Annotated in this window: 19 protein-coding genes; 10 read left to right on the top strand and 9 right to left on the bottom strand. The window is 63.4% G+C overall.

The window, feature by feature from the left end; genetic code table 11:
• Positions 1–147: 147 nt before the first annotated feature.
• The gene (locus DQG18_RS13765; RefSeq protein WP_116654831.1) at positions 148–1,287 is read right to left on the bottom strand and encodes an SGNH/GDSL hydrolase family protein; all 1,140 of its coding nucleotides are present in this window, start codon (positions 1,285–1,287) and stop codon (positions 148–150) included.
• A 226-nt stretch (positions 1,288–1,513) separates the two neighbouring features.
• Entirely contained in the window at positions 1,514–2,512 is a 999-nt protein-coding gene (gene galE / locus DQG18_RS13760) for a UDP-glucose 4-epimerase GalE (RefSeq protein ID WP_116654830.1), read from the bottom strand.
• A 159-nt stretch (positions 2,513–2,671) separates the two neighbouring features.
• Between galE and galU the strand changes: the two genes are divergently transcribed.
• Positions 2,672–3,568 carry a UTP--glucose-1-phosphate uridylyltransferase GalU gene (galU, locus tag DQG18_RS13755; RefSeq protein WP_425454227.1) on the top strand — a complete coding sequence of 299 codons (897 nt, stop codon included), beginning with the start codon at positions 2,672–2,674 and terminating at the stop codon, positions 3,566–3,568.
• Here galU and DQG18_RS13750 read toward each other — a convergent pair.
• The 4 genes from DQG18_RS13750 to hemH all read right to left on the bottom strand — a co-directional run bounded on the left by DQG18_RS13750 (position 3,552) and on the right by hemH (position 7,923).
• On the bottom strand, positions 3,552–4,955 hold the full coding sequence (locus DQG18_RS13750; protein ID WP_157970174.1) for an outer membrane beta-barrel protein: 1,404 nt from the start codon (positions 4,953–4,955) through the stop codon (positions 3,552–3,554). The genes galU and DQG18_RS13750 overlap by 17 nt on opposite strands.
• 144 nt (positions 4,956–5,099) lie before the next feature.
• Positions 5,100–5,567 (bottom strand): NfeD family protein, encoded by a 468-nt coding sequence (locus DQG18_RS13745; RefSeq protein WP_116654828.1) that lies wholly within the window; start codon positions 5,565–5,567, stop codon positions 5,100–5,102.
• 16 nt (positions 5,568–5,583) lie between these two features.
• Positions 5,584–6,552: an SPFH domain-containing protein gene (locus DQG18_RS13740; RefSeq protein ID WP_116654827.1), complete on the bottom strand. Its 969-nt coding sequence runs from the start codon at positions 6,550–6,552 to the stop codon at positions 5,584–5,586.
• Between the two features lie 345 nt (positions 6,553–6,897).
• Positions 6,898–7,923 carry a ferrochelatase gene (gene hemH / locus DQG18_RS13735; RefSeq protein ID WP_116654826.1) on the bottom strand — a complete coding sequence of 342 codons (1,026 nt, stop codon included), beginning with the start codon at positions 7,921–7,923 and terminating at the stop codon, positions 6,898–6,900.
• Positions 7,924–8,416: 493 nt separating this feature from the next.
• On the opposite strand from hemH, the gene DQG18_RS13730 reads away from it, so the two are divergent.
• The 5 genes from DQG18_RS13730 to DQG18_RS13710 are packed head-to-tail and all read left to right on the top strand — an operon-like array spanning position 8,417 to position 11,778.
• Positions 8,417–9,268, top strand: coding sequence for a transporter substrate-binding domain-containing protein (locus tag DQG18_RS13730; protein WP_157970173.1), 852 nt, complete (start codon positions 8,417–8,419; stop codon positions 9,266–9,268).
• A gap of 26 nt (positions 9,269–9,294) precedes the next feature.
• Entirely contained in the window at positions 9,295–9,978 is a 684-nt protein-coding gene (locus DQG18_RS13725; RefSeq protein WP_116654824.1) for an amino acid ABC transporter permease, read from the top strand.
• Positions 9,975–10,679, top strand: a complete 705-nt coding sequence (locus DQG18_RS13720; RefSeq protein WP_116654823.1) for an amino acid ABC transporter permease — start codon at positions 9,975–9,977, stop codon at positions 10,677–10,679. The genes DQG18_RS13725 and DQG18_RS13720 overlap by 4 nt, the downstream gene beginning before the upstream one ends.
• 9 nt (positions 10,680–10,688) lie before the next feature.
• On the top strand, positions 10,689–11,399 hold the full coding sequence (locus DQG18_RS13715; protein WP_116654822.1) for an amino acid ABC transporter ATP-binding protein: 711 nt from the start codon (positions 10,689–10,691) through the stop codon (positions 11,397–11,399).
• A gap of 19 nt (positions 11,400–11,418) precedes the next feature.
• A complete protein-coding gene (locus tag DQG18_RS13710; protein ID WP_157970172.1) occupies positions 11,419–11,778 on the top strand; it encodes a cupin domain-containing protein in 360 nt (119 codons plus the stop codon).
• Positions 11,779–11,886: 108 nt separating this feature from the next.
• Here the strand turns inward: DQG18_RS13710 and DQG18_RS13705 are convergent, their stop codons facing one another.
• Genes DQG18_RS13705 through DQG18_RS13695 form a run of 3 tightly spaced genes read right to left on the bottom strand, consistent with a single transcriptional unit; the run spans position 11,887 to position 14,686 of the window.
• Complete coding sequence (locus DQG18_RS13705; protein WP_116654820.1) at positions 11,887–13,275, bottom strand: amidase; 1,389 nt, start codon at positions 13,273–13,275, stop codon at positions 11,887–11,889.
• Positions 13,272–13,481, bottom strand: a complete 210-nt coding sequence (locus tag DQG18_RS13700) for a hypothetical protein (RefSeq protein WP_116654819.1) — start codon at positions 13,479–13,481, stop codon at positions 13,272–13,274. Before DQG18_RS13700 ends, DQG18_RS13705 begins: the two co-directional genes overlap by 4 nt.
• 2 nt (positions 13,482–13,483) lie before the next feature.
• Entirely contained in the window at positions 13,484–14,686 is a 1,203-nt protein-coding gene (locus tag DQG18_RS13695; protein WP_157970171.1) for an amidohydrolase family protein, read from the bottom strand.
• A 298-nt stretch (positions 14,687–14,984) separates the two neighbouring features.
• Here DQG18_RS13695 and DQG18_RS13690 point away from each other — a divergent pair, with 298 nt between their 5' ends.
• From DQG18_RS13690 to DQG18_RS13675, 4 genes are all read left to right on the top strand, one after another.
• A complete protein-coding gene (locus tag DQG18_RS13690) occupies positions 14,985–15,842 on the top strand; it encodes an HpcH/HpaI aldolase family protein (RefSeq protein ID WP_116654907.1) in 858 nt (285 codons plus the stop codon).
• Positions 15,843–15,887: 45 nt separating this feature from the next.
• Positions 15,888–17,057: a pyridoxal-phosphate-dependent aminotransferase family protein gene (locus DQG18_RS13685; RefSeq protein ID WP_116654817.1), complete on the top strand. Its 1,170-nt coding sequence runs from the start codon at positions 15,888–15,890 to the stop codon at positions 17,055–17,057.
• 74 nt (positions 17,058–17,131) lie between these two features.
• Positions 17,132–17,836: a GntR family transcriptional regulator gene (locus DQG18_RS13680; RefSeq protein WP_157970170.1), complete on the top strand. Its 705-nt coding sequence runs from the start codon at positions 17,132–17,134 to the stop codon at positions 17,834–17,836.
• 27 nt (positions 17,837–17,863) lie between these two features.
• Positions 17,864–18,628 (top strand): amino acid ABC transporter ATP-binding protein, encoded by a 765-nt coding sequence (locus tag DQG18_RS13675; RefSeq protein WP_116654815.1) that lies wholly within the window; start codon positions 17,864–17,866, stop codon positions 18,626–18,628.
• The last annotated feature ends 126 nt before the right edge of the window (positions 18,629–18,754 follow it).

Below are 18,754 nucleotides of genomic sequence, written 5' to 3'. Positions count from 1 at the left end.
CGGGAAAACGATTTGCGTTCAATTCGTTCAGTTATTTTTTCCAACCCCGCTTTCCTCCCCTGCAATGGGACCCCGGCTTTCGCCGGGGAAGCAAAGGAAAGGCATCGGCGATTATAGTGCCCAAGAGCGGAGCGAGGGTATCGGGCCTCACCGCCCGCGCGGGTTTTCGACCACCATGGGTTCCCGTATCGGCACCCCGAACGCGTCGATCCGCCCTTCGGGCGCGTTGAGCAGGGCTTCGATCTCGAACCCCTCGCGCGCGGCGACCGGGGCACCGGCGACGACCAGATCGTTTGCCCGATAGGTCCGGGTGCCGATCTGCTGGACAAGGCCCGCCATTTCCCCGAGCTGCACCTGCCCCAGCCCCTGAAAGGGCGGGCGCAGCATCAGGGCGGCGTCGGTGCCCGCAAGGTGATCGGCGACCTCGAGCGTCGAGCCCCCGCCGCCATGATAGTCGCCGATCGCCCGGTCGACGTAAAAGGCCAGCTTGTCGGACCCCGCCGCCGAAAAGTGAATGCCATCGGCCTTGCGCATGGTCGTGATGTCACCGTTGAGATCGGGGCCGGTGGCGGTATAGCCCCCGCTCTCGCTCATATAGCGCTCGAAGGTCTCGACCCATTCGGCGCCCGCTGCCTCGACGGCGGCACGGTGCATGGCCGAAATCTGGATGATCCCGGCGCCGTACTGGGCCAGTTCCATCGGCGGCAATTCGATCCACACCACGGGCTTGTCGGCGGCGCGCAGCGTTGCAAGGAATTTTTCGAGCCGCGCCGAATAGGCGGCTCGCCAGGGGTCGGAAAGCGGCGCGTCCGCCCCCAGCGCCTGCCGGTCGTTGATGCCGATGATGACGACGGCGATGTCGAAACTGTCCTCGGCGATCGCCTCCTCGATGGTCCGCTGCCAGTTGAAGAAATCATCGCGCACAAAGCCCGACGAGCCCACCCCGCGCCCGATGACACGCACATTCTCGTTCTCGGCGTAAAACCGCTCCAGCCCGCGCGCCAGATCGACCGCCATGGAATCCCCCACCACCATCACCCGCTGGGCGTCTGGCGATTTTTCGACCGCCGGAGGCGGCGGTGGGGCGGCGGGCGCCCGCACCACCCCCTGGCCCGGCGATGACGGCGCAGGTGCCGGAGCGGGGGCGGGCACCGGCTGGCTCTGCTGCTGGCCGGTCCCGAACAAAAGCTCGAACAGATTACGCGGCCGCTGCTCCTGCGCAAACGCGGGCACCGCTGCGACAAGCAGCGCAAGCAACGCAAGGATAGGCAGGCGGATACGGCTCATGGCGGGTAGTGATACCTTATTCGGGTTGGGGCTGAAAGCGGGGGCGCTTGCGATTAGGTGAGCATCGCTGCACCCCTCACCCCCAGCCCCTCTCCCTCAAGGGGAGAGGGGGGCTCAAGAGCCGATACGCCCGCGGTGCTACCCTTCTCCCCTTGAGGGAGAAGGTGGCCGGAGCGAAGCGGAGGTCGGATGAGGGGTGCTGCGATGCCAGCCAAATACGCCGGGCCTAGTAAATCGACGGCCGATCGTTCCGCGTGTTGAGATATTGCTCCCAGCGATAGGCGAGATCGACGATTTCGTTGAGATCGTCATGGGCGGGTGTCCAGCCCATTGAGCGGATGCGGTTGGCGCTGGCGACGATGGAGGCGGGATCGCCCGGGCGGCGGGGCCCGCGTTCGACGGTAAAATCGACTCCCGTCACGGATTTCACCGTGTCGATCACCTGATCGACCGAAAAACCGCGTCCATAACCGCAGTTCATGGTCGTGCTCTCCCCGCCCTTCCTCAGATGATCGAGCAGGACCGCGTGGGCGGAGACCAGATCGCTGACATGGATATAGTCGCGCACGCAGGTGCCGTCCGGGGTGGGATAATCCTCGCCGAAAACGCTCATCTTGTCGCGCAGGCCCAGCGCGGTCTGCACGGCCACCTTGATGAGATGGGTCGCGCCCGCCGCCGACTGGCCCGAGCGCAAATGCGGATCGGCGCCCGCCACGTTGAAATAGCGCAGCACGCCATAGGTCATGGGATGGGCCGCCGCCACATCGGCCAGCATCCACTCGGTCATCAGCTTGGATCTGCCATAGGGCGAGACCGGGTTGAGCACCGCGTCCTCGGCCACCGGCTCGAGCCCCACCATGCCGTAAACGGCGGCGGTCGATGAAAAGATGAAGTGCTTCACCCCGCCCGCAACGCAGGCTTCGATGAGGTCGCGCGAATTGGCGGTGTTGTTCTTGTAATATTTGAGCGGGTTCTCGACCGATTCCGGCACGACGATCGAGCCGGCGAAATGGATGACCGCCTCGATGCCGTGCTCGGCGATGATCCGGCCCACCAGCGCGCTGTCGGACACATCGCCCGACACGAAGGTGACGCGGTTGTCGATCAGCCACTCGAACCCGGTGGTCAGGTTATCGATGACGACGACATCCTCACCGGCATCGGCCAGCGCCAGAACCATATGGCTGCCGATATAGCCCGCCCCGCCCGTTACAAGAACACTCATGAGGACTCCCGCATCCGCTTACCCTGTTGCCCCTTGCCTCGCATACCGATCCGCAATTTGGGGTGCAACCGCAACCCGAAAGATGCCATTAGCGTATTGAAATTGCATTATGCCCTGTTCCGGGGCATGGGACACTTGAAAAGTTCGAGGAGATTTCAATTGGCGAACCGCGTACGCACTGCCGTTTTTCCCGTGGCCGGCCTCGGCACCCGCTTTCTGCCCGCCACGAAAGCAATGCCCAAGGAAATGCTGACCGTGGTCGACCGGCCGGTCATCCAGTACGCGGTGGACGAGGCGCGCGAGGCGGGAATCGAGCATTTCGTCTTCGTCACCGGCCGCAACAAGGGTGTGATCGAGGACCATTTCGACCGCCAGTTCGAGCTCGAGGCAACGCTTGAGGCGCGCGGCAAGTCCGAGGCGCTGGCCGAACTGCGCCGCGACCTGCCGCGCGCAGGCCAAACCAGCTTCACCCGCCAGCAGGAGCCGCTGGGACTGGGCCACGCCGTCTGGTGTGCGCGCGACATCGTGGGGCGCGAGCCCTTCGCGCTGCTCTTGCCCGACATGATCTTCCAGTCCGCCCCCGGCGTTCTCAAGCAGATGATGGACGCCTATGAGACGACGGGGGGCAATGTGATCGCCGTCGAGGAAGTACCGATGGAAAACGTTGCCTCCTATGGCGTCGTGGCGCGCGGCGAGGGCCCCGACACGGGGTTTGCGATCACCGGCATGGTGGAAAAGCCCAAGCCCGCCAATGCGCCCTCCAACCTCATCATCTCGGGGCGCTATATCCTTCAGCCCGAGATCTTCTCGCTTCTCTCGGACGCGACCGCCGGGGCGGGCGGGGAAATCCAGATCACCGACGCCATGCACCAGCTCATGGCGCGCCAGTCCTTCACCGGGGTGAAATATCAGGGACGGTCCTTCGATTGCGGCTCCAAGATCGGGTTCCTGACCGCCAATGTGGTCTTTGCCCTCGACCGCCCCGATATCGCCGACGATTTCATGGCGGAACTGAAGACGCTGACCGGCGATATCCCGATCAGTATTGCAAACTGACCCCGGCGCTCACCCGGTGTTCGTCCGCCTCGCGCGGAGTGGCAGCCGGATCGTTACGCCAGCCATAGCGGTAATCGAGCGCAAAATCGGAATGGGGACCGAGGACGAGGTCCGCGCCGAGCCCGGCGGTATAGCGGCGGGTGAGCGCGCCGGTCCCTTGCGCCTCGGACCATGAGCCGCTGGCCGTCCCCCGGAGGCCCAGCCACTGGTTGACCTTGTAGGCCGCCTCGAGCGAAAGCGTATAATCGGTGCTGGCCGCGCCGCTGCCCGTGCCCGGCGCGATCTCAGTATCGAGCGCGGCGCGCAGGCGCAGGGTGGAATCGGGATTATAGCCAAGGGCGAGCCCGTAGAGCAGCGAACGGGTATCGGGCAGGGACGCATCGTATGTCCGCCATCCCGTGCCGATAGAGGCTTCGAGCGTCGCCCTTTCCTGCCAGTTCGCGGTAGCCCCGGCACGGGCCGCATAGGTCCACCCGCTGCGCCGTATCCCGAGGGCAGGATCGACGGCATCGAATTCGTCCCGGCCCGCTTCGCCCGCAACGAACACTCCTAGAAGCGGCGTCAACGCATAGCCCAGGCGCATGCCACCGGAAAACCGGGTGCGGTTCTCGCCGGAATTGTCGAGCACGCCCCCGCTGGCAAGCCGGGTTTCCCCCCTTTCCCCGCGGTCGAGGGCAAGGGTGCCGGTCAGATCGAAAAGCCCCAGTTGCTGCGTCAATGCGCCTTGGAGCGAAGCGTCCAGCCGCAGCGGCGCGGTTGCAACGCCACTGGAGGTGACGTCGAGCCCTTGGGGGTCATCCCTCTCGAGCGCGAGCGCGCCCTCAAGACCGAGGCGGGTCGTGGACCCCAGCGCGTGGGCAAGGCTTCCATCAAGGGTTGCGCCCCCGATGCGGAACTCCCGGCGCAGGCCCTGCACAAGCGTTGCATCGCCCGAAAGGCTGATTTCGGTGCCCGCGCCACTATAGCGCAGCGAGGCGTTGGGGATCAGCAGCGCCTCGTAGCGGTTGGCGCCCCGGGCATGGACAAACGCGCCGCGTAACGCAATGCCGTACCCGGCCCGCCAGGGCGAGGAAGGCGAAAGCGGATAAACCATGGGAGCGGAAGGCAAGGCCGCCGGGACGGGCGCAGGGTTATCGAGCGGCGGGGGCGCGGCGGGCGCAAGCGGCTCCGGCGCCATCGATGCGACAGGCGCGGGCACTGGCGGCGGCGGATTTTCCGCGACGCTGCACAGCATGGCCGGTTCGCAAAAGGGCGAGAACGATCCGCGCAGCAGGTCGGGGTTGTTGGTGACCGAGCCGTCGCCCTGCCCATGGGCAAGCCCCGCGGACAGCACACCAAGCGCGCCCGCGAGCAGCACAGCCCTCAAAGCCCTCATCGATACCGGCACAAAAAGTCTCCACGGCGCCATGGGCGCCTGCGCCGCAGACTTCCAATTTAGGGTTAACAAATCCTTACGATCGGCCCGGTGGAGCACGATTCATCTGGATGGATGGTATTTCGGTTTATGCCGGATAGCGACGGGGACGACAGGTCAGACGAGGCCCACGGGCTCGACCACCAGCACCGGGCCCTTAGCGCCCACGATGCGCACCGAGGCTCCCGCCGGCAGGTCCGGCCCGGTGACCTGCCAGATACTGTCCTCGATATGGACCCGCCCCATCCCGTTCTTGATGGCCTCGGCCAGCACCACCTCGCGTTCGAGGTAACGTGCCGTGCGGCGGTTGAGCATGGGACTTTCCGAGGGCGGGGTCTTGCCGTAACGCCGCCGCTGGTAACCCAGCCAGCCGGCGACCAGAACCAGCGAGAGCACCCCGAACAGGGCCCATTGCAGCGGCCAGCTTATCGCCGAAACGATGACCGCCAGCCCCGTTACGATGGCGGCGGCGCCCAGCCAGACCAGAAATGCCCCCGAGACCGCCAGCTCGAGCGCCAAAAGCGCCAGCCCGAGAACGATCCACGACCATCCGCCGTACTGGGCAATGAACTCGATGACCGCCATGATCCCGAAAGCCCCCTCAGGTCTCGCTGCGCGTCGAAGGCGGGCGCGCGCCGCTCGATCGCCTGGGCGCCTCGCCGCCGAACGATTCGCGCGCGATCTCGGCGATCCCGCCCAGTGCGCCGATGACGTTTGCCGCCTCGACCGGTAGCATCAGCACCTTCTGGTTGGGTGCGGCGGCGACCGTTTCGAGCGCCTTGATGTAATTGTTGGCGACAAAATAGTTGATGGCCTGCACATCGCCCTTTGCGATGGCCTGGGAAACCATTTCGGTGGCCTTTGCTTCCGCCTCCGCCGCACGCTCACGCGCTTCCGCGTCGCGGAACGCGGCCTCGCGGCGGCCTTCTGCCTCGAGCACCTGTGCCTGTTTTTCGCCCTCGGCCTTCAATATCTGCGCCTGCCGCTTGCCCTCGGCCTCAAGGATCACCGCGCGCCGGTCGCGCTCGGCCTTCATCTGCCGGCCCATGGCATCGACCAGATCCTTGGGCGGATCGATATCCTTGATCTCGATACGCGTGATCTTGACGCCCCATGGCGTTACCGCGGCATCGACCACCCGCAGGATGCGCGCGTTGATCTCGTCGCGATGACTCAACAACTCGTCGAGATCCATCGAGCCCATGACCGAGCGGATATTGGTCATGGTGAGATTGAGCACCGCATTTTCGAGATCGGCCACCTCATAGGCGGCGGCCTCTGCGTCGAGAACCTGATAAAAGGTCACGCCATTGGCGGTGATCGATGCGTTGTCGCGGGTGATGACCTCCTGATGGGGCACGTCGAGCACCTGCTCCATCATGTTGAGCCTGCGCCCGATCCCGTCGATGAACGGCACGATGATGTTGAGACCCGGCTTGAGAGTCCGCGTATAGCGCCCGAAGCGCTCGACCGTGTGGTTGTACCCTTGCGGCACGGTCTTGATCCCGGCCAAGAGCACCAGCACCGCCAGGATGCCGATGGCGACAAGAACGATACTCAGCCCATCCATGCGCGGGGTCCTTTACCGCTTTTGATCCCTGCGCGGACTTTAGGTTGGGCCGGCGCCGCTGACAATCGGCAAAACCGCCGGCTAAGAGTGCCTAACAGAACCAGAGATGGCCACGATGGGGTTTGGACGCGTCGGATGCAAGGACAGGCGCGCGGGCGATACCGGGGGTATCGCCAAGCGACTGGACACGGCAGCCGGCCGTCCAAACCCCACCTGCGGCGCGCGGAATTTATCCATCCGCTGCGTTCCCGCGCTTGCCGATACCTCGGTATCGGCTGCACGCGGCGCCTTGCGGGCTGGACAAATTGCGCGCGTCGTGGCCGTCTCTGGTTCTGTTAGGCGCTCTTAGAGCCAGCCGGAAAGCTCGCGCCGGGCGATGGTCTCGATGATCTTCATGCCATCGGGCGTATCGTTGAGGCACGGGATATAGGCGTAATTCTCGCCCCCCGCCGCCATGAACAGATCGCGCCCCTCCATTTCGATTTCTTCGAGCGTCTCGATGCAATCGACCGAAAAGGCCGGGGCGAGGATGGCCACCTTCTTGATGCCCTTGCCCGGCAGGCTCTCGAGCGTTTCGTCCGTATAGGGCTGTAGCCATTCGGTGGGGCCGAACCGGCTCTGGAAGGTGACCATCAGCCGATCCTGTTCCCAACCCAGATGCTCGCCCACCAGCCGTGTCGTCTCGTGGCACTGGTCGTAATAGGGGTCGCCCCTCTCGATGTAGGACCGGGGCATGCCGTGATAGGAGGTGATCACCAGATCGGGCGTGAAATCGAGCTTTGCCAACCCCTCGGTGATCGAGCGGGCCAGAACCTCGACATAACCGGGGTCCTCGAAATAGGCCGGCACCGTGCGCACCGCAGGCTGCCAGCGGATTTTCATCAGCGCCCGGAACGCCTGATCATTGGCCGTCCCGGTCGTGGTGGCCGAATATTGCGGGTAGAGGGGAAAGAGCAGGATGCGGTCACACCCCGCCTCGTGCAGCCGTTCGATGGCGCTCTTTATCGAAGGGTTGCCGTAGCGCATGCCGTAATCGACGAGCACGTCATCGCGGCCGGCGAACGCTGCCTGCAGCTTTTCGGCCTGGCGGCGCGTGATGACGCGCAAGGGGCTGTCGTTTTCCTCGCGATCCCAGATCTTGGCGTAATTGGCCCCAGCCTTTTGCGGGCGGACCGAGAGGATGACGCCGTTGAGCAGGGGCCACCAGATGAGCCTGGGCGTCTCGATGACGCGCGGGTCGGAAAGAAATTCCTCGAGATAGCGCCGCACGCTCCAGTAATCTGTCGCATCGGGCGTACCGAGATTTAAAAGAAGGATTCCGGTCTTGCGTGACGGAACGGCGGAATGTCCGGTGGGCAGTTGCGCGTTCATTGATCTCTCTTGCGGAGGACGTGAGGGTCCGCACGGGTTGGGCGTCTTGATTATTGCGGCACATTAACGGGAAAGTTCCGCCGGGCAACCCAATAGCGAAAACTGCGTCCATATGCCTTGCAGTCCACGCAACCGGCCTGACGCGCTCTATCGCGTCGATCATGATGCACTCGGGCCTGCGACCTTCCCACAATCACAAATCGCTCCTCAAGGACATCCTACGATTCACAGTTCATGCAAGATGCCCTAGCTGTGGACCATGCATTCCAACTTTCTGCCAATTTACGGCCCGTCGGGGCGCCTCTTTATGAAGAGACCGATCACCGAAAACAGGCAGCCCAGCCAGGCCGCAGGCAATCTTTCCATACAAATTGACATTTTTGTCCGACAAAGATGTTTGTATCATTCTTTTATTTGATGTAGATTATTGACGTTAAGCGAGGTGTACCTTTAGGGTTCACCTGCTTTTGCACTCATGGAATGGGAGGATTTTATGACACATACGAAATCGAACGGCATGGCCCGCTTTGCCCGGCTCTCGCTGGCGGCGCTTGTCGCCACCGGCGCCTTGGCGACGTTCTCCGTCGCGGCGCATGCCGACAAGCTTGATGCAATCAAGGAGCGCGGCGTCCTTATCTGTGGCGTGATGAGCACCAATCCGCCGCAAGGCATGCTGGAGACCGGCACGCGCGAAGTGGTGGGCTACGACGTCGATGTGTGCCGCGGTATCGCCGCGCAGCTCGGCGTATCCGCCGATCTCAAGGTGATGTCAACCGCTGCCCGCATTCCCGAGCTCACCCAGGGCCGGGTCGATATCCTCACTGCCGGCTTCATCTACACCGCCGAACGCGCCGCCCAGGTAGACTACAGCTATTCCTATCTCGACGCGGTGGAAAAGATTGTCGTGGCCGAGGATTCCGAATTCCGGTCGATCGCCGATCTGTCCGGGCACAAGGTCGCTGCCGCCGATGGAACCACCTCGGCCAATGCCGCCCGCGCCTCCATCGAGGGCGTGGAGGTCATCACCCTGCAGGACAACCCCACGGCCTTCCTCGCCTTCATGCAGAACCGCGCTGATGCCTTCGCGGCCAGCCAGTTCATCCTCGCCGACTACGTCCGCACCAGCCAGGATACACGCCCGCTGCGCATCCTGCCCGAAGCCACCATGTCGTCGCCGTTTGGCGCCGCCGTGCGCAAGGACGAGCCCCGGCTACTCGAAGCGGTAAATGCGGCGCTGGTCGCTATGGACAGATCCGGCCAGTTCGACGAGATTTTCGCCAAGTGGCTCGGGCCCGACTCCAATTACAACCTCGAACGCACTTTCGTCGTTCAGGAAATCGAGTAAACGGGCGAGGCGGCGGGAACGGCAGCATGGACATCATTCTATCAGGCGATAATATCGCCAAATTCCTTCTTGGACTGCTGACTACGCTTGAGCTTACCGCCGCCTTCATCGTGTTCGGGGGCTTGATCGGCGTCATATTGGCGGCGCTGCGCTCGCTGCCGGTGAAGCCCCTGCAATGGCTAGTGGCGCTGTTCGTGCTCTATCATCGCAACGTGCCACTGCTGGTACAGATTCTGTTCTGGTATTTCGCGATTCCGCAGGTCTTCCCACCGCCGCTGCAAAAGCTCGTCAATGGCACCTATCCCGAATTCATCCTCGGCGCCACCGCGCTCAGCATGGCCTTCGGCGCCTATGTGTCAGAGGATCTGCGCAGCGGCTTCCGTTCACTGCCCAAGGTTCAGTTCGAGGCCAGCCGTGCCATTGGCATGAGCTTCCTGCAGAGTTTCGTCTTCATCATCCTGCCCCAGGCCGTGCGCGTCGCCACACCTGCCCTCACCAATCAGCTCCTGCTGTTCTTCAAGGGAACCAGTCTAGCCTCGGTCATCGGCGTGGCCGAGATCACCCATGTGGCGTCTGACCTCAACACCAGCACGCTGCTCACCTTCGAGTCCTTTTTCATCGCCACCATGCTCTATCTGACGATTTCCCTGATCATCGTGACGATGGGCCGTCAGCTTACGGCGCGCGCCGCCGCTGGTACCCGCTCATGATCGAGATCATCCAAACCTATTGGCTCGATCTGCTGATCGGCAGCTATCCTAACGGGCCGCTGGGCGGCCTGGCCATGACCATGATCATCGCCGTGGTCAGCATTGCCCTGGCGGTACCCCTGGGGGTGCTGCTGGCCTTGGCCGAGCTCAGCCCACGCCGCTGGCTGAGCCTCGTCACCGGGGCGCTCATCACCTTCGTGCGCGGCGTGCCGCTGCTGATGTTCATTTTTTGGATCTATTTCGTGGTACCGGTCATTACCGGCATTTCGATCCAGGGCACCACCACGCTGATCATCGCCCTGGTGATTTTTGAAAGCGCCTATATCTCCCAGATCGTCAAGGCCGGCATTCTCGCATTGCCCAAGGGGCAGAGCGAAGCCGCCGAGTCGCTGGGCATGGCACCCTGGCAGATCAATGTGAAGATCATCCTGCCCCAGGCCATCTTCAACATGACGCCCAGCCTGATCTCCCAGCTCAGCTCTGCAGTGAAGGACACCTCGCTCGGCTATATCATTAACGCAACCGAGGTCACCTTCGCCACGGCCCAGATCAACAGTATCCTGCTGACCAAGCCGATGGAGGTGTTCGGCATCCTGGCCATCGTCTTCTTCGTGGTCTGCACCTCGCTTACCGGTCTGGCCAGCCTGCTGGAAAAGCGCCTCGGCCACGCCCAGAACGCCGCCGGCGTGCGCGCCAGTTAGGAGCCGGAGATGATCGAGTTCGAAGCCGTCGAGAAATATTTCGGCGATCGCCATATTCTCAAATCCATAACCGGAAGCGTCTCCAAAGGGCAGGTCGTGGTGGTGTGCGGCCCTTCGGGCTCGGGCAAGTCGACGCTGATCCGCACCGTCAACCGGCTTGAATCCATCGATGGCGGCCATCTCCGCGTCGACGGGCGCGACATCCACACCGTCCGCAATATCAACGAACTGCGCAGCGGCATCGGTTTCGTCTTCCAGTCTTTCGGCCTGTTTCCGCATATGAGCGCGCTGGACAATGTGATGATCGGGCTGCGCCGTGTCCGCAAGCTCGGCCCGGCCGAGGCCCGGCAGATTGCCATGGAACGGCTGGCGGGGCTCGGCCTCGCCGACAAGGCCGATTCCATGCCGGCGCAATTGTCGGGCGGGCAGCAGCAGCGGGTGGCCATCGCCCGCGCCGTCAGCATGCGCCCTGCGGTGATGCTGTTCGACGAGCCGACCTCCGCGCTCGATCCCGAACTGGTCTCCGAAGTGCTGGCGGCCATAGAGCAACTGGCCGATGAGGGCATGACCATCATCTGTGTCACCCATGAAATGGGTTTCGCCCGCCGCGTCGCCGACCGCATCTGGTATCTGGAGGCGGGGCGCCTGCTGCATAATCTCGACACCGAGGATTTCTTCAAGCTGCGCCAGGCCATGCGTCTGGAAGCGGCGTCATCGTGACAGGATCAGGGAGTTAGCCATGCATATCACACGCTCGCAGGATGTCGCCGCGATCGAAACCGGTGGCCGCGAAATTGGCGGGGTGCAGACCCAGGGCGAAGTCGACTTCAAACTGCTGCGCTCGGGCGAGAAGGTGCAACTGGTCGAAACCAAGATGAAGGCCGGCTTCTTCCACCCCAACCATCTGCATCCGGAAAACGAAAGTATCGGTTATCTGGTCAGCGGCCGGCTGGAAATGGTCATTGGGGGAGAAACCTATATCATCGAGCCCGGCACCTGCTGGCATCACCCCACCGGCGTGGTGCATTCCACCCGCGCCCTGGTCGACAGCCACGCCATCGAGGTCCATAGCCCCCTGCGCGCCGACCTCGCCCGCTGACGCCGTCTTTTGTCACATCTGCCTCGGGTGAGGGGGCTTTTCCCGACGCCATGCCAGCGCATGGCCTCTTCAACCGATCTACCATCTTCAGCAAGAACCGCCTTCTCTTTATAGCCCTGCGGTCGGTCGCTGCCCGCGCCAGGGCGTGGCGCGCTCATAGCCATGTCCCACGCGCAATATGGTCGCCTCGTCGAACAGCCTTCCCACCAATTGCAGCGAGAAGGGCAGGCCATTGACCGCGAAGCCGTTGCACAGCGCCAGCGCCGGATTGCCCGATACGCTGAAGGCCGCGTTAAAGGCCAGCTTGGTGAACAGCGAACTGGCCGGCACCGGCGTCAGCTTGCCCGCCGGCTCGGCGGTGGGCAGAGCCAACAGATCCACCTCGGTCAGCACCGTCTGCACCGCTGCCGCCAACGTGGTGCGGACCCGTTGCGCGCGCAGATAGTCCTCCGCCGGCACCAGGCCGCCGGCCAGCACCCGGCCGCGGAAGTTTGCGCCATAGAGTTCGGGATGCTCCCGCAGCCCGCTACCATGCAGCGAGAACAATTCGCATAGCGCCAGGATTTTCTTGGTATCCTCGAAATCGACCAGCGGCGGCAGGCGCACCGTCTCGATGCCGGCGCCCAGCGCCCGCAGCACCTTCAGCGATTCCTCGAAGGCGGCCAGGGTCTCGTCATTGACCGGGCTTTCCTCGGTGAACCAGGCATAGGGCACGCCGATGCGCAGACCCTTGATGGACCCATCCAGCCCGGCCCGGTAATCGGGCACCGGCATACGCGACGACGCCGGATCGAGCGGATCGTGGCCGGCCAAGACGTTGAGGGCGATGGCCAGATCCTCCACGCACCAGGCCAGCGGCCCCACATGGTCCTGGCTGGGCGAATTGGGCATGGCGCCGCGCCGGCTGACCCGGCCGAAGCTCGGCTTGATGCCGGCAATGCCGCAGGCGGCTGCCGGCCCTCGGATGGAGCCACCGGTATCGGTGCCCATAGCCAGCATGCACAGCCCCGCCGCCACCGCCGCCGCCGAGCCGGAGGAAGAGCCGGCCGGGCTATGCTCGGGATTCCAGGGGTTGCACGCGGGCGGAAACAGCACGTCCCAGGAGGGCCCGCCATGGGCGTGTTCCCAAGTAGCGTTCTTGCCCATCAGCACTGCACCCGCCGCCTGCAGCCGCTCCTGGGCGTGGCTGTCGGTGGCGGGCACATTACCGCCCAGCGTGCGCGATTGCGCTGCTGTCAACAGGCCGGCGGTGTCGAACACGTCCTTGAGCCCATAGGGGATGCCGTGCAGCGGCCCGCGATAATACCCTGCCGCGATTTCAGCGGTGGCCGCCGCCGCCTCGCGCCGCGCCCGCTCCAGCGTGGGCGTGACGAAGCTGTGCAGCACCCCGTCATATTTCTCGATGCGGGCGATCGCGGCCTCGGTCAGTTCGACCGGCGATACGTCGCGTTTTTCGATCAGTTCGGCGGCCTGGGCAATAGTGAGGATCGCGGTCATGGGTCGACCTCCTTCACGACCGGCATGGGCACGAAAACCTGCTCCATCTCTCCGGACGCGGTCTGGCAGCGACGGAACCGCGTCAGCATGGCGTTCACATGCCCATAGGCTTCCTCCAGTTCCCCAGAATAAGGCTCGGGCAGCAGCATGTCGTTGGCCACCGCCAGCGCCGCCACCGTCTCGCGTGAAGGCAAATCTCCCGCCATGGCTAGACCACCGCTTCCAGGGTGATCTCGCTCGGCCGCATGACCCGGCCGGCCTGCACCACCCGGTCCACCCGCTCCAGATTATAGGGGTCCTCCAGCGGGTCGGCGGCGAGGATCACAATATCAGCGATCTTGCCGGCTTCGAGCGTGCCGATGTCGCGGGCCAGGCCCAGCGCCCCGGCGGCATTGCGGGTGCAAGCCAGCAGGCTGTCCTTGGCGGAGAGGCCGAACAGCCGCATCATTTCCACATCCTCGGCATAGCGTCCGGCCGAATCGGTGCCGGTGACGATCTTTACGCCCGCCTTCACCGCAGCGCGGAAGCTGGCCTCCATCGGCGCCACCAAAGCCAGGTGCCGCTGCCCCCATGCCTCGCCGCGCTGCAGCCTGGGGTTAAAGGTCTGCCGGCCATAAGAGCTGAGCGTCGGGTCGAAATAGACATTCTGCTCCACCATGCGGGCGGCATGTTCGTCATTGAGATAGAAGCCGTGGGAGATGACGTCCACCCCCGCATCGAGCACGCGGGTCACCGCCGTCGTGCCCATGACGTGACAGGCGGTGCGCTTGCCATGGGCACGGGCCTGGTCGAAGGCCGCCTGCATCTCGTCGATCTCCATTTCCGGCCGCGTCTTTTCCGGGTGGTCGATGTCGATCGGGTCGTGGCTGGCGACAATCTTGATGAAGTCGGCGCCGGCGAGCAATTGCTGGCGCGCGGCACGGCGCACGTCATAGGGCCCGTCCGCCTCGATATTGAGCACATAGCCGTGTCCGCCGGTGATGCTGACCGGCGAGCCGCAGGCCAGCACGCGCGGCCCCGGCAGATGCCCGTCATTGATCAGGTCGCGGTAATGCAGGCCCACGCCGAAGGACGAGCCCATGTCGCGCACCGTGGTCCAGCCGCGCCGCAGGGCGACCAGGGCGTTGCGCACCGCGTTAAGCGACAGGCGCGTCACCGGCGCCTTCAAATTCTCGTAGGGGTGCCCGATCAGGTCGCGAAAGGCGAGATGGTCGTGCATGTTGATCAGGCCCGGCATCACCCATTGTCCGGTCGCATCGACGATCTCCGCATCGCCATAGGCGGGGTCGCGCCGCTCCGCCTCGGTGTCCAGCACGCGCGCGATCCGGCCATTCTCGATAACCAGGCTCCTGCTGGCCTGGGGATCGGCGCCCGTCCCATCGAACAGCATTCCGCAACGTATGATACGCATGATTTCGTCCCTTTCGATCCGCAACATATTCGCAGCCACGCCCATATCGCGGCCCGGCCATCCTCTGGCTTGATGAGCTCGAACCTAAATCAAAAACATCCTAACATAAACCCTATTTTGTAGGACGATTGATCTACATTCCGCGAGCGCCTATGGCGCCAAGGGGTCTAAAGGCGCAAGGAACACCACCAGACCTCACTTTAGTTGGACATTTTAAAATATTTTGTTTGCTAATCTTGTTGTATCTTAGGACAATATGGCTATATTGCCGCAACCAGCGAGCGGAAAGGACTGCATGATGAGCGCGACGAGACTGAATGGTGTGATCAGGGCATTTGAAAACGGCCAAACGGCCTTCGGCACTTTCGTGGCGCCCGAAATCTTGGACACGCAGGTCGTCGCTGCCGCGCCCTATGACGGCATCATCTTCGAAATGGAGCACAATCCTTACGACATTACCAAGCTGCGTCATGCCCTCCAATATATGCTCGACCGGCGCGAACTTGCCGGGGCCGGCAGCCCGGCTCCGCGCGTCACGCCCATGGTCCGCGTGCCCGTCAATGGCGGTGAGATGAGCCAGTGGATCGCCAAGCAGGTGCTCGATCTGGGCGTCTATGGCGTCATCTGGCCGCATGTCTGCACGGTCGAGCAGGCCAAGGCGGCCGTTGCCGCCTGCCGCTATGCCCGCCCCCGTGGTGCGCCCAATTACGAGCCGGCCGGTCAGCGTGGTGATGGCCCGCGCATTGCCGCGCGCTACTGGGGCGTCAGCCAGGCTGAATATTACCGCAAGGCCGATGTCTGGCCCATCGATCCCGAGGGGGAAATCCTGGTCGGCATGATGTGCGAGAAGGTCGAGGCCATGGAAAATCTCGAGGACATCCTCTCGCAGGTGCCTGGCATCGGCCTGGTCATTATCGGCGAGGGCGATCTCTCGCAGAACATGGGCTATCCCCGCCAGTATGACCACCCCAAAGTGATCGAGGCCATGACCCGCATCCGCGAGACCTGCTATCGCCACGGCGTCGTCTGCGGCCACCCCCATGTCGACACCAAGAATATCGAAGACGTGCTGGCCAAGGGCTATCGCTGGGTGCAGTCAGCGCCAGTCACCAGCTTTCCCGGCCTCACCCAGGGGCGTCAACTGGCCGGCCGCTGAGCGGCAGCGGATTTTCCCTTCACTGATTTCCTAGAGGAGCTCGCCATGCGCAAGCCAGGTCGTCACTTCCTGCAGATTCCGGGGCCAACCAACGTTCCCGATCGTATTTTGCGGGCTATGGATATGCCGACGATGAATCACCGCAGCCCCGCCTTCGGCGAATTGGGCCTGCGCGTGCTCACCGGCATCCGCACCATCTTCAAGACCGAGCGCGCGGTCGCTATCTACCCCGCCTCGGGCACGGGCGCTTGGGAGGCGGCCCTGGTCAATACTTTGTCACCTGGCGATAAGGTGCTGATGTACGAAACCGGCCATTTCGCCTCGCTGTGGCGCAGCATGGCGCTGCGGCTAGGGCTGGAGCCGGAATTTATCGCTGGCGACTGGCGCCGGGGCGCTGATGCGGAGCAGCTGGGCGAACGCTTGGCCGCCGACAAGGACCATGCCATCAAGGCGGTCTGCGTGGTTCATAACGAGACCTCCACCGGCTGCACCTCGTCCATCCCTGCCATCCGCGCCGCCTTGGACGCCATTGGACATCCTGCCCTGTTGCTGGTCGACACCATTTCCTCGCTGGGCTCGATCGACTATCGCCACGACGAATGGGGCGTGGACGTTACTGTGGGCGGTTCGCAAAAGGGACTCATGCTACCCCCGGGCCTCTCGTTCAACGCCATCAGCGCCAAGGCGCTGGACGCGGCCAAGAGGGCCACGCTGCCCCGTGCCTTCTGGGACTGGACCGAGATTCTTGCCTCTGGCGAAACCGGCTATTTCCCCTATACACCGGCCATCAACCTGCTCTACGGTCTCGCCGAGGCCATCGACATGATGCATGAGGAAGGGCTGGAGCAGATCTTCCTCCGCCATGACCGTCACGCCGAGGCGACCCGCCGCGCGGTGCGGGCCTGGGGCTTGGAGATACTCTGTCAGGAGCCGAAGCATTACTCCAGCGCGCTGACCGCGGTGCTGATGCCCGACGGCCATGGCGCCGACGCTTTCCGCCGCGTGGTCGAGGAGCAATTCGACATGACCCTGGGCAATGGACTGTCCAGGATCGCCGATCGGGTCTTTCGCATTGGCCACCTGGGCGATTTCAACGACCTGATGCTGATGGGAACCCTGTCCGGTCTGGAAATGGGCCTGGAACGCGCTGGCGTCCCCTATCGCAAAGGTGGCGTGCAGGCGGCGCTGGATTATCTCTCAGAACCGGTGAACTGAGCGTCCCGTCCAGCACCCTCGGGTGGTGACAGCTTGCACAGGCCACCCGAGGCGCGCTAGTCAAGCAGAAGTGCTTGGACGATACTGGGGCTTTTATGACAAAAAATTCGGAACAATTGGACAAAGAGAGCCGGGGGAGCGGCACAAAGGCCATCGATGCCCGCCAGGTCATCGAGGAGGCCATCCTCAAGGGCGATTTCGACGCCGGCGAAAAGCTGAACGAGGCGACGCTGGCGGCGTCTATCGGCGTCAGCCGCGGCACCATCCGCGAGGCCTTGCGCTCCTTGGCCAGCCTGGGAGTGATCGAGATCATACCCAATCGCGGCGCTTTCGTACGCAAGCTGCGGCTCAGCGACGTACTGGAGTCCTACGACATCCGGGCCGAACTCTTCGCCTATGCCGCCCGCACCGTCACCAACCGTCTCACGCCGCGCATGACCGAGGAACTCAAGGCAGTCATGGCGGCGATGCAGGCAGCGAGCGACGCGGAGGACAGCCACGCCTATCACCGCGAGAATCTGCGTTTCCACGCCATGCTGTTCGAAATGAGCAACAACCGCAAGGCATCGGAGATCTATCATTCCCTAGTGCGCGAAATCGCCATTTACCGCGCCAACATGATTTATAACCGCGCGGTCACTCTCAATTCGCAGGAAGAGCACCAGCGGCTGCTCGAAGCCATTTTCACCGGCGACGAGGCACGCGCCGGCAAGCTGGCCCGGGATCACATCATGGGCGGCAAGACCCGCTTCGTGAATTACTTCAAATACGTTGACTGACGGATCAATCGGTTGGGGGAGAATAACATGACCAATGGACGGGACTCGGCTTCCAACATCGCTGTGACGCTGGCCGGCGTCAACAAATGGTACGGTGTGTTCCATGCGCTGAAAGACATCGATCTCACCGTCCGGCGCAGGGAAAAAGTGGTGGTTTGCGGCCCCTCCGGCTCCGGCAAATCGACCATGATTCGCTGCATCAATCGCCTGGAGACCCATCAGCAGGGCCGCATCACCGTCGCCGGCATGGACTTGACCGATGATCCGCAGCGCATGCGCCAGATCCGCCGGAAGGTGGGAATGGTCTTCCAGCAATTCAACCTGTTCCCGCATCTGTCCGTTTTGGAAAACTGCACCGTTGCACCGATCTGGGTGCTCGGCCGCGCCCGGCGCGAATCCGAAGAGCGTGCCATGCATTTCCTCGATACCGTGCGCATCGCCGATCAGGCGCGGAAATATCCCGGCCAACTCTCCGGGGGACAACAACAGCGCGCCGCCATCGCCCGCGCCTTGTGCATGGACCCCGAAATCATGCTGTTCGACGAGCCCACCTCAGCCCTCGACCCGGAGATGATCAACGAGGTTCTGGCAACAATGGTCGAGCTGGCCGATGCCGGCATGACCATGGTGTGCGTGACGCATGAAATGAATTTTGCGCGCGAGGTGGCCGACCGGGTAATCTTCATGGATCAGGGCCAAATCAGGGAAAGCGCCGAACCTGACGAATTCTTCGATGCTCCTCGCGATCCGCGCCTGCGTAAATTCCTCGACCAGATCATCCGCGCTGACTGATACCAACGGCTTTGGCGTGTGACTCTCGGGGGATTCCCAAACTGGCGGGTTGCTGATTCGATAGCGGGGAAGGAGATTCGCTCATGCCCGGATCGATACGATTGCGACAGGACTATTCCGCCCCTG

Origin of the sequence: Pelagibacterium sediminicola, from assembly GCF_003390885.1 — a bacterium.
GTDB lineage: Bacteria > Pseudomonadota > Alphaproteobacteria > Rhizobiales > Devosiaceae > Pelagibacterium > Pelagibacterium sediminicola.
The sequence above is the reverse complement of the archived record's forward strand: the minus strand, read 5'-3'. Positions and strand labels throughout refer to the sequence as shown.

What these genes read in the sequence shown, in the direction of transcription:
- DQG18_RS13725 (WP_116654824.1), top strand. Translation starts at nt 9,295, where the DNA reads ATGGACATCATTCTATCAGGCGATAATATCGCCAAATTCCTTCTTGGA.
- DQG18_RS13700 (WP_116654819.1), bottom strand. Translation starts at nt 13,481, where the DNA reads ATGGCGGGAGATTTGCCTTCACGCGAGACGGTGGCGGCGCTGGCGGTG.
- DQG18_RS13765 (WP_116654831.1), bottom strand. Translation starts at nt 1,287, where the DNA reads ATGAGCCGTATCCGCCTGCCTATCCTTGCGTTGCTTGCGCTGCTTGTC.
- DQG18_RS13720 (WP_116654823.1), top strand. Translation starts at nt 9,975, where the DNA reads ATGATCGAGATCATCCAAACCTATTGGCTCGATCTGCTGATCGGCAGC.
- DQG18_RS13690 (WP_116654907.1), top strand. Translation starts at nt 14,985, where the DNA reads ATGAGCGCGACGAGACTGAATGGTGTGATCAGGGCATTTGAAAACGGC.
- galE (WP_116654830.1), bottom strand. Translation starts at nt 2,512, where the DNA reads ATGAGTGTTCTTGTAACGGGCGGGGCGGGCTATATCGGCAGCCATATG.
- DQG18_RS13675 (WP_116654815.1), top strand. Translation starts at nt 17,864, where the DNA reads ATGACCAATGGACGGGACTCGGCTTCCAACATCGCTGTGACGCTGGCC.
- DQG18_RS13685 (WP_116654817.1), top strand. Translation starts at nt 15,888, where the DNA reads ATGCGCAAGCCAGGTCGTCACTTCCTGCAGATTCCGGGGCCAACCAAC.
- DQG18_RS13705 (WP_116654820.1), bottom strand. Translation starts at nt 13,275, where the DNA reads ATGACCGCGATCCTCACTATTGCCCAGGCCGCCGAACTGATCGAAAAA.
- hemH (WP_116654826.1), bottom strand. Translation starts at nt 7,923, where the DNA reads ATGAACGCGCAACTGCCCACCGGACATTCCGCCGTTCCGTCACGCAAG.
- DQG18_RS13745 (WP_116654828.1), bottom strand. Translation starts at nt 5,567, where the DNA reads ATGGCGGTCATCGAGTTCATTGCCCAGTACGGCGGATGGTCGTGGATC.
- DQG18_RS13695 (WP_157970171.1), bottom strand. Translation starts at nt 14,686, where the DNA reads ATGCGTATCATACGTTGCGGAATGCTGTTCGATGGGACGGGCGCCGAT.
- DQG18_RS13710 (WP_157970172.1), top strand. Translation starts at nt 11,419, where the DNA reads ATGCATATCACACGCTCGCAGGATGTCGCCGCGATCGAAACCGGTGGC.
- DQG18_RS13715 (WP_116654822.1), top strand. Translation starts at nt 10,689, where the DNA reads ATGATCGAGTTCGAAGCCGTCGAGAAATATTTCGGCGATCGCCATATT.
- DQG18_RS13740 (WP_116654827.1), bottom strand. Translation starts at nt 6,552, where the DNA reads ATGGATGGGCTGAGTATCGTTCTTGTCGCCATCGGCATCCTGGCGGTG.
- DQG18_RS13730 (WP_157970173.1), top strand. Translation starts at nt 8,417, where the DNA reads ATGACACATACGAAATCGAACGGCATGGCCCGCTTTGCCCGGCTCTCG.